Genomic DNA, 15868 nt, shown 5'->3' with positions numbered 1-15868 from the left:
CTTAAGCCCTTCTTAACAGATAAACTAACAATATTATAAAGATAATATTAGCAACCCAAGCAGCTAAATAAGGGTTTAACATATTTATTAAATTTTGAGAAAGTAACAAAAGTGTATTATAAATTAGTACAATAATGATTGATACTGATAAACCAAAAGCTTTGCCTCCTCTATGAAAAAATGAGCCTACCACCGCTCCGAAGATGGCCATAATTATAGAAGCAAATGGTAAAGCAAATCTCTTTGAAAGCTCAAATTTAATAATATTGCTTTTATTTAAATGGTTTATTAAGTTTCTTATACTCATCAATCTTTCATTTCTTACATCAAACTTTTTCTCTGTAATAATAGGAACATTTACTACAAAACTTTTAAATTCAAGCTTGGATGGAATTTCACCTTTTGTATCAATCAACACTCCATTATCTAAATTAAACACAAGGCTGCCTTCAGTAGTATTAACTATCTCCCCTTTTTTAGCCTGAATAACAATATGATCCTTTTTATTTATTATTATCAGTCCAAGAAATTTATTTTTATCAACCCTTTTATCCGTATATAAAACAAACCCCGGTATTTCGGTATACAACTCATTCTCTTTAAAATCGTTTATGGAAACATATTTAGATATTTGCATTAATCTTTCTATAGCAAAATCGTTTCCTTTTGGCATCAGATATAAACTCATTAGTAGAGCTAATACCAAAGAGATAAAACCCAATAATATAGAAGGTTTAAAAATATTATACTTATCAGCACCAAGTGATTTCATAGCAACCAGCTCTGAATCATCAGACAACCTTCCATAAACTATCAAAGCTGATAATAAGGTAGATGTTGGAATTGTAATTACCAAAAAAGAAGGGATGTAAGCTATAATGAGTTCAGCCACGAAAAAGAAGGGAACATTTTTAGCTAAGATAAGTTCAGATAAATCAACAATTTTATCTATCAATAAAATAAAAATAAAAAAAAGATTACCGACTAAAAAAACTGGAACCAGTTCTTTTAATACATACTTTTCAGTTATTCTCATGAATTATTTTTATAAAGTCTAATAACGGGAGTTTCTTTTTCTAATATAACTTCATCAATTCTAACAATATAATTTATGGGAATAAATGTTCTTTCTACATCCTTAAATTCACTCTTTATTTTATCATCATTTGGTGTAAAAAGTATCTCAGAAGTATCTAAAAACACGATATCAGAGATTTCTATTAACCCTAAAAAAGAAGATGTGTTTACACTACTTGCATGTATTGTAAGTAGCTCTTTCTTTTCATTTAAAAACATAATCCTATATAATTTTTTTTTCATTTCTTCTGCCTTATTAATAATTTTGGTTTACCATTTACATGTTCAATCTTTAAATCTATATCTTTCACACCGTTCTTTTTCATCGTCTCTATTTTTTTCATAATCATCTTACGAATCCCTTCTTTATTATAAGAATCTGGAAGTTTTTCAAGCTCTTTTTCAATTCTATTATCAATATCAACATTATAACCATTATCTGATTCAATATTCAGATAACCCAAGGTTTTTACTGGAGATTTTTTGACCCCCTCCAACTCCATCATTTTTTTATTCCAACGCTCTCTATATGTTAAAAACCTTGCCACTAAATTGTTAAACTTAAACCTTAAAGTTGGATTGGTAATTTGATTAATATTGTATTTTTTTATTATCTTATTAATTTCTCTTTCTCTAACTACAGGAGGGAACTTCATATTACCAAGAAAATAGTTGTTAAACTCAAAATTATACATTTTAATCAAATTTTCAAACTTTTCTAAATCTTCTTGAATCTCCCTTATTTCCATTCGAAAAACCTTATTTCTGCATTTGTAGCAAATAAATCAAAAATAAAATTTACTATACCTATAACAATACTTCCTCCAACTGCTGCCCAAAATCCATCAATATAGAAACCATCTGTTATAACTGAAGTAAGTTTTAAAATAAAAGCATTTGTAATTATATAAAAAAATCCCAAAGATAAAATCTGTATAGGCAATGTTAAAATAAGTAAAATTGGCTTCAAAACAAAGTTCAACAATGTGAGTAAAATCGCTCCCAAAAATAAAGACAAAAATGAATTTACAACGATATGTTTAAACAATAAAGCAGCAAAACCTAAAGCTATAGTATTCACACATATCCTATAAATAAAAAAATTACTTTTGTACATGCAATATAATATAAATAAATTTTTATAAATAGCAAATAAAAGATATTAAAAAAGCCAGCCTTTGAGGCTGGCAAATTATATATTTTAAGGAGGGGGGAGGAGGGTCCTTAAAATATCAATATTCAATATATATAAAAAACAGACTCTGTCAAGAAAAAATTAATCTTACAACATAATGATAATTAAGCTCTATTTTATTTAGATAAATATTAACAAACATTTGATTCATATTGAATAAGCAATCACTCTTATTATAACATCAGTATCGATAACTTCTATTTCATAAATGGTGTTGCACAATAAATAATTGCTTAAGCACCTCAGATTGATTAGTAGACACCTGCTATGACAGCTAATCAGTTATCGCTAGGAAGCGCAAGCTGATGAAGTAATCTCAAATAACACTTTGAAGTAGGAGATTGCTTCATTGCGTTCGCAAGGGCGTGTAAAGCAATTTCAAAACTATGTTGATATCAAAAAATTGATCCATTGTGCAAAAACCTCAGATTATATCGATAAAAGAAAATGTGGACTTTATTACAAGTTAGTTTATAATAAAATCTAATTTAAAAATATTTAAAGGAAGAAAATGAACACAAAAGTTAAGTATTTTTATACTCAAAAATTTAACAACCTTTTACAAGAAGAAAATTATCAAGTAGCAGAAAAAATTTTAAAAAATCATTTAAAAGATGAATACCTTCCACACAAAGAAAAATCTAAAGTGTATGAACTTTTGGGAGTTTTAAAATTTCAAACAGGAAACTACTCTTTAGCAAAAAAATATTACAACCTTTCCCTAAAGTATAACATACAAAATATAAATTCCCTTCTAAATCTCAGTAATATCTTAATTATTGAAAATAAATTTTATGATGCAATAAACTTGCTAAAAAAATACATCCCCTTTTTAAAAGGGAGGAAAGAGATTCTTAAAACTTTAGTTTCATGCTATTCTTTTATAGGTGATATCACACACTCAAAAATCATTTTTGATAAAATTACCACAAAAGATAACGTGGATGAGCAAACATACGTAGATTATTCCTACGGTTACGTTTTAAATAAAAATTTTGAAGAAGCAAAAAAAATATTACTTACAGGGTTAAGCAAATATCCTGATAGCTTTATCCTTTTTGATGCATATGAAGAATTTACTGAAATTGAAGTAAATATGAAAAATATAAAAAAAGAGGTACTTATCCCCTTTCTAAAAAACCTAAACAAACTAGTTTTTGTAAAAGCTGCTACTTTGCTTACAGAAAATATGTGTATAAGAGGTTACTTCAATTTTGAAATCGAAAAAGGTTTAGATTTAATAAAAATATTCCATGATAACAATTTAAATATAAAAGATAGTGTATTGCTTGCTGCAATATGCGAATATTTCACTACTTTGAGTATTTCAGATGCAGAATTTACATTAAATACAATTGCAAATTTTTATAACCTTAATAAGTCAAGACTAAAAAAACATGTTTTAAACATCGAAACAGAGTTCTCAGAAACAGTAGAAACTTTCCTATCTGAGCTAAATCTTTTTTACAATATTGAGCTGGATAAAATTTCAGAAGAGTTGGATGGTTTTGATGAGTAGAAAAAATATTGGCGAACTTTTGTTAGAATACAAAATGATTACTGAAAAAGATTTGCAAGAAGGTTTGGAGTATCAAAAAAAACGAGGGTTAAGATTAGGAGAAGCCTTAATTGAGCTTGGGAAAATATCAAATGATGATATAGAATATGTTTTAAGTAAGCAACTTGATATCCCTTTTGTTATCCTCAATGAAAAAGATTTAGATATTAACTACATAAAATCTTTCCCATCTCATCTCCTAAAAAAATATAACTTCTTGCCTTTATATGAAACTGAAAGCGAAATTAAAATTGTAACAGATGACCCTTTTAGAGAAGATTTAATCAAAGATCTTACTAAGCTGACAGGTAAAAAAGTTTCACTTTCTGTAACAAGTGGGAAAAAAATTGAAAAATTTCTAAATGAAATATTCAACTACTCTATGGATCTTTTAACCTATATAAGTGATTTGTTTGAAAAATTAGACAACTCATTTTTCTATAGAGTTGACTTTATAAAAAATTCTAATCTTTTAATCACCAACATATATGGTTGTGGGATATTGAAAAAATACTCTGAAATAGAATATAATAGTGATTTTTTTAATGAGCTAACTAAAGTTTTATCTAAACTGGATTTTGACTTTTTTTATCTTAAAACAACCGAAAAAGAGGATTTATTCATCTCGATTTATCCTGTAAAAAAGAGTAGTTTTTACAAAAATTTTAAAAATAATGTTTTTGTTACTTCTAAATTCGGCTTAGTATTTCAAACTAACTCATTCTCCTTTAAAACAAATGTATACAGTGAAAATTCAGATATACTCCATACTAATACTGTTATTCCTGGTTACACTCATTACATATTTGAACAGACAGATTATTTAAACAATATAAATATAATCACTACTCCAGATTTTTTACCAGAAAGTAAAAACTTTTACTTTGAAGGATACATACCGATTGAATGTGAATGCAAAGGAACAGGCTGTAATTTATGCAATAATCTTGGTTATTTATCAAAAGAACTTATAAAAGAAACGAATAAAAACGAGTTAAAAAAGATTATGGAAGAAACATATGGCAAAGATTGATGCTTTTTTCAAATTTTTAATTGAACAAGGTGGAAGCGACCTTCATTTAAGCGCTGGTTGCAAACCTCTAATGAGAGTTCACGGCGAGCTTGTAGAAATAAAGTATCAAACTTTGACTGATGAGCTTTTACGAACTCTTCTCTTTGAAATAATAGACGAAAAATCAAAAAAAGAGTTTTTAGAAAAAAGAGATTTAGATTTTGCATATGAGATAAAAGGGTTAGCTAGATTTAGGGCAAACTACTTTTTTCAAAAGAGAGGGATAGGAGCCGTTTTTAGACAAATACCGGCTAAGATTTTATCTGTAGAAGAGTTAGGGTTGCCTCCTCAGATTTTGAAATTTGCAGACTTATCAAGGGGTTTAGTACTGGTCACTGGTCCCACAGGAAGTGGTAAATCAACTACACTAGCTGCAATCATTGATTATATAAACAGAAAAAGACATGACCACATTTTAACAATTGAAGATCCAATAGAGTTTGTACATGTAAATAAGGGGTGTTTAGTTAATCAAAGAGAAGTTGGAAATCATACTGCATCCTTTGCCTCAGCCCTAAGGGCTGCGTTAAGAGAAGACCCAGATGTAATATTAGTTGGTGAGATGAGAGATCTTGAAACAATAGAACTGGCTATCACAGCAGCGGAAACAGGTCATCTTGTTTTTGGTACGCTTCACACAAACTCTGCAGCAAAAACTATAGATAGGATTATAGACGCCTTCCCAGCAGGGCAACAAGCTCAAATTAGAACGATGCTTTCAGAATCTTTAAAGGGTGTCGTTGCACAACAGCTTTTAAAAAGATGTGATAAGCCTGGTAGAGTAGCTGCATTAGAAATACTTTTTGTCAATAGTGCTGTAGCTAATTTAATTAGAGAAGGTAAAACGTTTCAGATCCCTTCTGTAATTCAAACAGGAAAAAATGAAGGGATGCAACTCATGGATCAAGCTATAATGGATTTACTTATGCAAAAAATTGTTTCACCAGAGGAAGCTTATATAAAAGCAAACGATAAAAAAACTTTTGAGCGTTTTTTGAATAAATAAATATGGATGGTCTCTCTCTTTTTAAAATCTTATACAATTATAAAGATTTCCTCCTAAAAGCACGTATAAACTACTGTGAATATAATAATGAAATATTTGTTTTGAGTATTTTCAATAGAGCACATAAAAATTTAGTTGTTAACTTAAATAATAAATTCCCTTTACAATTTAGCGATGAAAAAATCAGTTTATCTAATAAAATTCCCTATCTTTCGAACTCATTGATAGAAGATATAAAACAAAAGGGGTTTGATAGAGCTTTTTACATCATGATTGCAAAACGCAAACCGAGCGGTAAATTGATAAAATACAAAATAATCTTCGAGCTTGTGGGAAAATTATCAAATGTAATAATTGTAGATGAAACAGAAAAAATAATCTTTTGTTGGAATAACAACAACATAGATATGGACAGAGAATTAAAAACCGGAAAATATTATGTACCATTTAAAAGTAATAAAAGATATAATCTATTATCTTCTCAAAACTGCAAGTTTGAGGAATTTGAGGGTTTTTACAACGTAACATCAAAACATGCATATAAAATTTTAGAACAAAATAATTATGACTGCGAAAAAACAAAAGAAATGATATTGAACTCACTAAAAACTGATACTTTCTATATTGATTTAAATAAGAAAATCATCCCTTTTCATATCCCAGACTTTTTAGATAAAATCAATATAGATCAGCTAAACTCTTTAAATTCAAAAACTGAAAAAAACGAAAATCAAAGTATAAAAATAAATCGTTTAAAAAAATATTTTTCAAAATTAATTGATAAGAACATTAAACTATTAGAAAAGCTTAAGGAAGAACTATCTGAAGCAAAAAATTTTATAAAATATCAGGAGGAAGCTGAGCTCTTAAAAAATAATCTGCACATCATAAAAAATAATAGAGGGCTTGTTACATTAAATAAATATACAGAAAATGGAATCGAACAAGTTTCATACTATCTTGATGAAAATGAAAACATACCAGAAAAAATTAACAAACTTTTTGAAAAAAGTGAAAAGCTAAAAAGATCGATACCAAAACTGGAAAATAGAATACAAGAGATTAAAAATATGATACTCTATTATCAAGACACTTTATATAGTATTGAGTATTTAGATAAAAACGAAATAGAAGAATTATACCAGCAAATCTACACAAAAAGTAAAAATAAAATATCAAAAAAAAGTACACCATCTTATTTGCTTTTTCAACTTGATGACACACAATATTATGTAGGTAGAAATAGCAAATCAAATCAATATATCATAACCAAAATAGCAAACCCAGAAGATTACTGGTTTCATGCCCACGAAATACCATCAGCTCATCTCATAGCAAAGAAAAACGGTGAGCTTACCGAAAACGAGATTATTACTGCTGCAAGGATTGTAGCTCATTTCTCAAAATATAAAGATGAAAATAAAGTACCGGTTGACTATACAAAAAGAAAATATGTAAAAAAACCTAAGAACACGCCAGAAGGTTTTGTAATATACAACAACTATAAAACTATTACTGTTTCACCTTTTACCGAAAAAGAGTTAGAAAAATTAAAAACTAAGAATGAAACTCTTTAAACTGAGATCTATATAAATCACTTACTGTTTTAAAACCGTTCTTCATTTTAACGACAATTTTATTAAAAACCTCAGCAGTAGCTAAAGCATCGCCAAGAGCTGTATGCCTACCGATACATTTCACATTGAATTTTTCAAGCAAAAAATCCAAACTTATATGATCATCTCTACACAAAATATTCTTTGAATATAAAAACATAGTATCTATCCATATATTCTTAATCTCAGAGCCATAATATAATTTCAAATCTTTGTTTATCATTTTTAAATCAAAATTAACATGATGACCTACAATCACAGAATCTCTAATAAACTTTAAAAAATCAGGCAAAATTTCGGCTACAGTTGGCTTATCTTTGACCATATCATCAGTGATACCATGCCATTTTATTGATTCTTCTGGGATAGGAATTTCTGGATTGATAAAAACATCATAAATATCTAAAATCTTAAAATTAACAACCTTTACAGCTGCAATATTGATAAGCTTAGCTGTTTCAAAATCAAGACCTGTAGTTTCGGTATCAATAACGCAAAACTTTGCATGTTCTATTTTTTGATTGAATATTTTATCATTGTTAACACTATCAATAAGACTCTTAATATATGAAGATAAAGGATCTGTTTTTGAACTTTTTTTATTATATTTGAAACTTTTAAAAAATTTTTTTATCATCCCCCACCTGTTGACTTTTATTTTATATTGATTTGTGCTAAAAATCAATTAAAACGATGTGCTAATTAAGTGAGAGGTTAAATTGAAATACTTGTTTGCCTTAGCCTTTGCCTTTCAGAGATTTAAACAGAAAAAGCTATCAATACATTCATCATCTTTAGCTTTATATTTTATACTTTCAATATTCCCAACTATTATGATAACTTTATTAATATTAAATGCACTATTTATAAAATCAAAATATTACACAATAATAATTAATGAATTGAACAACTTAATAAACAACAATAAAATAATAGAACTTTTAGGATTAACCCTATCTAACTTTAAAACAATAGCTATTAGTTATGGTAGTATAAGTTTTTTGATAGTACTGCTATTTTCAAGTATTTTCATAAAAGGTTTATTTGATTCAGTAAATTTTATTTTTAATATCAATCCCAAAAAATCTAAAACAAGATTATTATTGCCCATTTTTTCATCATCAATCACAGTTTTATTATTAATCATTTTAATCCTTATAAAAGGAGTATCTATATTAATTTTTGATTACTTTGGGACAAATTTCTATTTCAATAAAATTGCTTATTTCTATTTTAAAATTATATATTTTCTTTTCAGCTGGCTTATCTTGGCCTTAACCTATTATTCTATATTGGGGAAAAACATTAAATTAAAAAATTTAATACATGCTTCTTTTTTTTCATTAGTGCTCATATACCTAATAAGCAAAATCTATTTTATAGTAGTTAATAAATCGGTTTATAATCTTTTATATGGCTCACTCTCAACAATCATTTTATCAATAATGTACTTATGGTTTGTATTTAATATATTACTCTTTATATTAAATTACTTTTATATAACTGAAAATTTCTTAAAAGTGGCAAACAATTATTTAAGATATGATAATAAAAGATTCTTATACTTCATTTTAAAAAAATTGTTTGATATGCAAAATAAACCTTATATTATAAAAGTTAATACAAAAGAGATTTCATTAAAATACGGTAAAAAAAGTTTTATAATAAAAGAAATTAGGGAGTTAAATTAATTGGATGCAATAACTTTTTTGGCAGAACTAAAAATAAAAGAAGCCATAGAAAAAGGGGAATTGGATAATTTGAACTGTAAAGGTAAAAAACTAGAAATCGAAGACTTAAGTATGATACCTGAAGAACTCAGAGCCGCATACAAAGTTTTAAAAAATGCAAATGTCTTACCAGAAGAGCTACATCTACAAAGAGAAATAAAAACCATTGAAGATCTTTTAGAGCACTGCTTTGATGATGAGGAAAAACAGCGACTTACAAAGAAATTAACAGAAAAAAGTTTAAGATTTAACATTTTAATGGAAAAAAGGGGGCGCTCGTTAGCTTATTATGAATACAAAGAAAAAATTTATTCTTGTAAAATTTTTAAAAATGATTAAATATTTTAAAATTTAAATAAACAGCTGAGGGGTTAACATGAGATTTGATATCGCAAAAAGTGGTAATGGACTAACTTACGAAATCAGAAATATAGTAAATATTGCTAATAAACTACAAGAAAGCGGCATGGAAATTTATTGGGAAAATATAGGAGATCCAATTTTAAAAGGGGAGAAATTGCCAGATTGGATAAAAGAAACACTAAAAGAGATAATAGAAGATGATGCTACTTTCGGATACAGTCCTACAAAAGGGGTCGATGAAACAAGAGAGTTTTTAGCTGAACTAAATAACCAAAAGGAAGGAGCTCAAATCACTAAAGAAGATATAATATTTTTCAATGGATTAGGTGACGCAATAGCAAGAAGTTACAGTGCAATCCGTGTAGATGCTAGAATTATTATGCCAGAACCAACTTACTCTACTCACCTTTTAGCAGAAGTTTTGCATGCATCATTTCCTCCAAATACATACAGAATGAATCCTTACAACAATTGGGCACCAGACCTCAACGAACTTGAAAGAAAGGTAAAAAGCCATAGATCGATAGTTGGAATATTGGTAATAAATCCTGACAACCCCACAGGTTATGTCTATGATAAAGAAACCCTTTTAAAAATTGTTGAAATAGCTAAAAAATACGACCTGTTTTTGGTTTTTGATGAAATATACAACAATATGGTTTACAATGGTAAAGAAACTGTTTCATTGGCTGAAATCATTGGTGATGTGCCTGGTATGAGTATGAAAGGGATTTCCAAAGAAGTTCCTTGGCCTGGAGCTAGATGTGGATGGATTGAAGTTTATAATATTAAAAATGATGAAGCATTTGAAAGGTATATAAACGCTATTTTGCAGCAAAAAATGGCTGAAGTTTGTTCTACCACATTTCCTCAAATGGCTATACCAAAAATTTTAAGCAATCCTAAGTATCAAGAATATTTAAACGAAAGATTGAGACATTATGAAAAACTTTCAAATATTGCATACAACATTTTAAAAGATGTTCCATATATTGTTGTAAACAGAACCAATGGTGCATTTTATATGTCTGTGGTATTTATAGAGGCGGTATTAAATAATAAACAAACTCTTCCCATATCAAACCCTTCTGTTAAGGATTATGTGGAAAAAATAACCAATGAGCCAATAGAAAACGATAAAAGATTCGTTTATTACCTTCTTGCATCCACTGGAATCTGTGTTGTTCCATTAACATCTTTTTTTACACCTTTGCCAGGATTCAGGATGACATTACTTGAAAAAGACGTAGACAAATTTGAACACACAGTAAAAACATTAGCAGAAAAAATTGTTGAATATGTAGAATCTTCCAAATAAATGGCTTATATTTTATTAAGTCTAAGTGCCCTTTTTTGGGCTGGAAACTTTGTTATCGGTAAATGGGTATCCACCTCTATACCCCCTGTTGCTCTTGTATTCTGGAGGTGGGTAGTAGCCTTTTTAATACTACTTCCTTTCACTTTAAAAAAATTAATTCATCAAAAAGATATAATTAAAGATAATTTAAAGCTATTGACTGTCTTTGGATTTTTAGGTGTAACTTTATTTAATACATTGATTTATAAAGCAATGCACTATACCACAGCGATAAATGCATTACTAATCAATTCCTTTGTACCAATACTAATTTTTATTATTTCATTTTTCCTCCATAAATTAAAAGCTAAAAAACTCCAGATTTTAGGTGCTATAATATCACTTATTGGTGTAGCTATTATAATTACACATGGAGATCTTACATCTATACTTAAATTAAAAATAAACCCTGGTGATCTTCTTGTGTTACTTGCTGCTCTAAGCTGGGCATTATATTCTGTTTTACTTAAAAATTTAGATAATAGATTAAATCCTCTCGTTTTTTTAGAAACTATTATTTTTATCGGACTTATCTTTTTACTACCTATTTATTTAGCTTCAAATAAATATTTCGAATTAAATTATAAAAATATAATTGTTATATTATATGTAGGCTTATTTGCATCAGTTTTAGCTTTTATATGTTGGAATAGAGGCATCAGAGAAGTTGGAGCAAATAAAGGTGGAAACTTTGTTCACCTAATGCCAGTTTTTGGCACTATTATGTCTGTCTTTTTACTTGGTGAGCACTTTTATACCTATCATATAATTGCAATAGTATTAGTCTTCTCAGGAATTTTACTAAACATAACTACAAAAAAATAAAAAAATACAATACAATTTGATAATTATCATAATCATAAGATTGCTTCGTCGCATTTGCTCCTCGCAATGACTGGGAAATTGGTCATTGCGAGCGTAGCGAAGCAATCTCAAAAAGTATTACTTTTTTTCGTGCAACAACCTCAACCTCATTTATTGATTCTCTTTTTTCTTGTTTATAAAGAGAAATATGAGAAAAGAAAGTCCAACAATACCAAAATAACCAGCATGTCTAAAAGTATCTTGAAAAGCATGAGAAGCACTCATCAAATATTGAACTTTACCCAAAAGGGCATAGGATTTAATCGCAGCCAACTGTTCATTCATAGTCTGAGATAAAAATAATTTTGCTGTATTGAGATAATTGTTTACATAGCCATAATTTTGTATCGCTGAAATCTCATCATAATGAAAACTAATTTTAGACTGCAACGTATTTGTCGCAATTGCAGTCCCAAAAGAACCTCCCATAAAACGAATGTAATGTAAAAAACTCACCCCCATCTGAGTCTTAGGACCAAGTTTTCTCATAGCTAAAGTAGATATAGGTGCAAAAAATGTTCCAAGTGAAAAGCCAAGAGGAATTGTTAAAAGTATTGTTTTCACAGACGGAGTATAATAATTTAATTTAGGCATTAAAAATATCGATGTGGTAATATACAAAACGGCATTTATTACTAAAATGTTTTTCTCACCATATTTGTCAGAAAGTGCTCCAGCAAAAAAGGATGTAAAACCTATAAAAATAGCAAAACCTAACATATGTAAACCGGTCTGCAAAGTAGTATAACCCTTTAAATTTTCGTAATACAGAGGCAAAAGATAAAACAGTTGATAGATGGACAAACCAAGTGTTAAAGCGTATATAAGTATTGCAACTCTATACTCTTTTATCTTAAATATCTCATAATCTATCAGCTTTTTTTTACTTACAATTTCTGATATCGCAAATAAAAACAAACCTAATATAGACAAAAATAGCAGTTTAGTAATAAAAGGGGATTGAAACCACCCTTTTTGCTGCCCTTTTGAAAGCATAATAAGTAACGGTATTGTGAACATGGCAAAAAAACCGTAACTTATAAAATTAAAGTGAAGCTTCTCTTTCTTCTCCAAAATTTTAGGTAAAATAAACAATCCCAGAACTACAACCATTAATCCAACTGGAAGATTTACATAAAAAACATATCTCCAATTAAAATGTTCTGTTAAATAGCCTCCAGCTGTTGGTCCAAGAGCCGGTGCAAAACTTACCCCAGTACCAAATATCCCCATAGCAATCCCTTTTTTTTCTGGTGGGAATATTGAAAACATTATGGTTTGAGCAGTCGCAACAATGAAAGCTTCACCTAACCCTTGAAAAGACCTTGATACAATCATTTGAGGTAAATCAGTAGCAGAACCACAAGTAGCACTTGCAGTAGTAAACAAACCAACACCAATTAGAAATAAATTTCTTAGTCCAAACACCTTTACAAGGGATTCTATTAACAACAACCCTGTTGCTGCAGCAGCCATGTAAGAAGTAATAACCCACTGTACACCATACAAGTCAGTTTTCAATGGCGACATCATTTTAGGCACAACTACGTCTACAATTGTAGTGTCAAGTATCGCCATAAAGGTACCTGTCATTACAATAAATGTAATCAAAAATCTTGATGTATTATCTATTTTTTTATATAAAGGTTCTTTTCCCACCATCATCAGTTTGCTCTTTTAATTTTAATCTCTCCTCCCATACCTACCTTCAAAATTGATTTATCGCCCTCATCAATAGATACTCTAACTGGGATACGCTGCGCAACTTTTGTAAATTCACCCGCAGAAATATCTCTTGGCACCAAGGCATAAGTAGCTGCTGATGCAGGATATATTTCCTTTACTTCCCCTTTAAATGTTATGTCAGGATATGAATCCACAGAAAATTCAGCTTCACACCCAGGCTTTACACCTTTTAATTTTGTTTCCTCCAACAATACTTCTACATAAAGACTATCAGTATCCACTACAGAATATACAGGGAAGCCAGAATTGATAATCGCACCTTCTTCAACAAACTTTTTACCTATTTTCCCATCAAAAGGAGCTTTAAGTTTACAATATTCGATTAAATTTTCTAAATCTTGAAGTTGTTTTTTAGTGGCAGCAATTTCACTATCCAACGATTCTAAACTTTTTTTAAGTTCATCAACATTTTTATATTCCACATACACCATTTTCAACTCATCTTCTGCTACACTTTTTTGTTTTTTAAGCCCTTCCAATTTGCTTAATAAAGACTTCTTCTTTTTCTGAAGTGCTAAAAGATTTGTCTCAATATCTTCAAATTTCCTTTTCGATACTGCTTTTGCTTCATAGAGACTTTTAAATCTTTTATAATCTCTTTTTAACTGTTTAATATTTTGATTTAATTCAGCAATAGAATATTTTAGGGATTTTATCTCATCGTCTAAGTAAGTTATCTTTTTCTCTCCTATATTCTTCTTTAAATCAAGTTCATCTTTAACCTTTATTATTTGTATATTTAGCTGTTCTCTTTTCTTATTCAAAGATTCAATTTTTTTGGCCACTTGATCATATTTTATTTTATAATCAATAGGATCAATTTCAGCTATAACTTCACCTTTTTTAACTATATCCCCTTCTTTTTTATACATTTTTATTATTTTACCACCAACTCTTTTGAAGCTCACATTTGTTATTTTATCACTTCTAATAAAAACTGCATCAGATGTGGCATACTCTTTAATAAAGACTAAATAATTATAAGCGAAATAAACGAAAACCATTAAGCCAATAACAAGTAAAATTAATGCAATCTTTTTCTTATTTCCCATATCCTCACCTCAACTCTTTACCAATAGATTTTTCCAATGCAAAATACTTATCTATCATTTCATAATATGCATTTTTTACATTCATCTTAGCCTCAACCAGCATAGCGTTGGCGTCCAACAAATCAGTGTTACTTGCTAACCCTTCTTTATATTTAAGATCAACTATCCTAAAATACTCAGCAGCTTTTTCTTCCTGAACCTTTGCAACTTCTAAATTTTTTTTAGCTGTTTCATACGACTTATAAGCATTTTGAACTTCCAACATAATTTTCAGTTTCATATCATTTTTATATTTTATAAGTGCATATTTCATAGAATCTTTAGCTTTAACCTCTTTAATTGGTTTATCCCAAGTCAAATTGTAGCTTATACCAAATTGAACCATAAAATTCCCTTTAGGCTCTACCTCATCAACGCTATTTGAATACTGATAACCACCTTGCACATACAGTTTTGGCAAGAGATTCGATTTTGAAACACTTTTTAATAAATCTATTACTTTTATATTTTCATCAAAAGTTTTTAGTATAGATCTATTTTTAGTGGCTAAAGTTAAAAGTTCATCAAGTTTTCTTTCTAAAGAAACATTAATATCTATATCTTCCACATCAAATGTGCTTTTACTTTTCCCCATCAAAGTGGCTAGATTAAATTTCGCAATTTCTATTTTATTCTCTATATCAATAAGTTTTTGTTTTGCATCCTCTACCTTCACTTCAGTCTGCAAAATATCAATATAAGGAACAACACCTTGCTCATACATAACTTTCACATCGTTTAAATGCTTATTAAGACTCCTAATATACTCTTCTACAACTTTCTTATTAGCAATCAATTTTAAGATGTTTATATAAGCACTCTTCGCTTTATAGATTAAACCATTTTTTTCTTCCTCAAATTTATAATCTTCTATTTTTTTCTCATGTAATTTTGCTTTTATTGATGAACTAATCAGACCACCTGTATATATATTAAATCTTAACCCTGCGAAAAGCTCGTAATAATCTTTTTCTAAGATTGTAACATCATTAGTACCAAAAGGGGTCGAAAAAGGCTCAGTCTTCTTTTCATCTAAAATTGTATATTTACCATCTAAAATAAATGTAGGAAATCTATTTGCTTTAACTGATTCATATTCAAATTTTTTACTCTCAATTACTTTAGACTCATATTGAAGACCCAAATTATTCTGTAATGCATTCTTAACTGCATCATCAAGTGTTAAAGCATAA

Annotated in this window: 16 protein-coding genes and 1 pseudogene (1 of these 17 only partly in view); 9 read left to right on the top strand and 8 right to left on the bottom strand. The window is 28.7% G+C overall.

Features of this window, described 5'->3' with window-relative positions:
* Position 1 precedes the first annotated feature (1 nt).
* From DEFDS_RS03150 to DEFDS_RS03135, 4 genes are read right to left on the bottom strand one after another with little or no spacing between them, the layout of a single operon-like run.
* Positions 2-1036, bottom strand: a complete 1035-nt coding sequence (locus DEFDS_RS03150) for an LptF/LptG family permease (RefSeq protein WP_013007360.1) — start codon at positions 1034-1036, stop codon at positions 2-4.
* Positions 1033-1320 (bottom strand): DUF1820 family protein, encoded by a 288-nt coding sequence (locus DEFDS_RS03145; protein ID WP_013007359.1) that lies wholly within the window; start codon positions 1318-1320, stop codon positions 1033-1035. The genes DEFDS_RS03150 and DEFDS_RS03145 overlap by 4 nt, the downstream gene beginning before the upstream one ends.
* On the bottom strand, positions 1317-1826 hold the full coding sequence (locus tag DEFDS_RS03140) for a hypothetical protein (protein WP_013007358.1): 510 nt from the start codon (positions 1824-1826) through the stop codon (positions 1317-1319). The genes DEFDS_RS03145 and DEFDS_RS03140 overlap by 4 nt, the downstream gene beginning before the upstream one ends.
* The gene (locus tag DEFDS_RS03135; protein WP_013007357.1) at positions 1817-2194 is read right to left on the bottom strand and encodes a phage holin family protein; all 378 of its coding nucleotides are present in this window, start codon (positions 2192-2194) and stop codon (positions 1817-1819) included. Before DEFDS_RS03135 ends, DEFDS_RS03140 begins: the two co-directional genes overlap by 10 nt.
* Positions 2195-2783: 589 nt before the next feature.
* On the opposite strand from DEFDS_RS03135, the gene DEFDS_RS03130 reads away from it, so the two are divergent.
* Genes DEFDS_RS03130 through DEFDS_RS03115 form a run of 4 tightly spaced genes read left to right on the top strand, consistent with a single transcriptional unit; the run spans position 2784 to position 7485 of the window.
* A complete protein-coding gene (locus tag DEFDS_RS03130; RefSeq protein WP_013007356.1) occupies positions 2784-3791 on the top strand; it encodes a tetratricopeptide repeat protein in 1008 nt (335 codons plus the stop codon).
* Positions 3784-4863: a hypothetical protein gene (locus DEFDS_RS03125; RefSeq protein WP_013007355.1), complete on the top strand. Its 1080-nt coding sequence runs from the start codon at positions 3784-3786 to the stop codon at positions 4861-4863. The genes DEFDS_RS03130 and DEFDS_RS03125 overlap by 8 nt, the downstream gene beginning before the upstream one ends.
* Positions 4850-5908, top strand: coding sequence for a type IV pilus twitching motility protein PilT (locus DEFDS_RS03120; protein WP_013007354.1), 1059 nt, complete (start codon positions 4850-4852; stop codon positions 5906-5908). Before DEFDS_RS03125 ends, DEFDS_RS03120 begins: the two co-directional genes overlap by 14 nt.
* 2 nt (positions 5909-5910) lie before the next feature.
* Entirely contained in the window at positions 5911-7485 is a 1575-nt protein-coding gene (locus DEFDS_RS03115; protein ID WP_013007353.1) for an NFACT RNA binding domain-containing protein, read from the top strand.
* Here the strand turns inward: DEFDS_RS03115 and DEFDS_RS03110 are convergent.
* Positions 7466-8161 carry a 3'-5' exonuclease gene (locus tag DEFDS_RS03110; RefSeq protein ID WP_041223586.1) on the bottom strand — a complete coding sequence of 232 codons (696 nt, stop codon included), beginning with the start codon at positions 8159-8161 and terminating at the stop codon, positions 7466-7468. The two genes, DEFDS_RS03115 and DEFDS_RS03110, sit on opposite strands and share 20 nt — an antisense overlap.
* Before the next feature lie 82 nt (positions 8162-8243).
* On the opposite strand from DEFDS_RS03110, the pseudogene DEFDS_RS13370 reads away from it, so the two are divergent.
* From DEFDS_RS13370 to DEFDS_RS03090, 5 genes and pseudogenes are all read left to right on the top strand, one after another.
* Positions 8244-8945, top strand: a pseudogene (locus tag DEFDS_RS13370) (YhjD/YihY/BrkB family envelope integrity protein); the annotation flags it as partial.
* 24 nt (positions 8946-8969) lie between these two features.
* Positions 8970-9215, top strand: a complete 246-nt coding sequence (locus DEFDS_RS13205; protein WP_231841030.1) for a hypothetical protein — start codon at positions 8970-8972, stop codon at positions 9213-9215.
* Positions 9216-9593 carry a DUF1992 domain-containing protein gene (locus DEFDS_RS03100; RefSeq protein ID WP_013007350.1) on the top strand — a complete coding sequence of 126 codons (378 nt, stop codon included), beginning with the start codon at positions 9216-9218 and terminating at the stop codon, positions 9591-9593.
* Positions 9594-9630: 37 nt separating this feature from the next.
* A complete protein-coding gene (locus tag DEFDS_RS03095) occupies positions 9631-10935 on the top strand; it encodes a pyridoxal phosphate-dependent aminotransferase (protein WP_013007349.1) in 1305 nt (434 codons plus the stop codon).
* Positions 10936-11799, top strand: a complete 864-nt coding sequence (locus DEFDS_RS03090; RefSeq protein ID WP_013007348.1) for a DMT family transporter — start codon at positions 10936-10938, stop codon at positions 11797-11799.
* 150 nt (positions 11800-11949) lie between these two features.
* Here the strand turns inward: DEFDS_RS03090 and DEFDS_RS03085 are convergent, their stop codons facing one another.
* The 3 genes in view from DEFDS_RS03085 to DEFDS_RS03075 are tightly spaced (at most 4 nt apart) and all read right to left on the bottom strand, a layout consistent with a single transcriptional unit that may run on beyond the window.
* Complete coding sequence (locus DEFDS_RS03085) at positions 11950-13503, bottom strand: DHA2 family efflux MFS transporter permease subunit (RefSeq protein WP_013007347.1); 1554 nt, start codon at positions 13501-13503, stop codon at positions 11950-11952.
* Complete coding sequence (locus tag DEFDS_RS03080) at positions 13503-14636, bottom strand: HlyD family secretion protein (RefSeq protein WP_013007346.1); 1134 nt, start codon at positions 14634-14636, stop codon at positions 13503-13505. Before DEFDS_RS03080 ends, DEFDS_RS03085 begins: the two co-directional genes overlap by 1 nt.
* A 4-nt stretch (positions 14637-14640) precedes the next feature.
* Positions 14641-15868, bottom strand: partial view of a TolC family protein gene (locus tag DEFDS_RS03075; RefSeq protein ID WP_013007345.1) — the 3' portion only. It continues 50 nt past the right edge of the window; 1228 of the gene's 1278 nt are visible here — the last part of the coding sequence; its start codon lies off the right edge, out of view; its stop codon occupies positions 14641-14643.

Origin of the sequence: Deferribacter desulfuricans SSM1 (assembly GCF_000010985.1) — a bacterium.
Classification (GTDB): Bacteria; Chrysiogenota; Deferribacteres; order Deferribacterales; family Deferribacteraceae; genus Deferribacter; species Deferribacter desulfuricans.
Note: the sequence above shows the minus strand (reverse complement) of the source record. Positions and strands in the feature narration are given on the sequence as shown.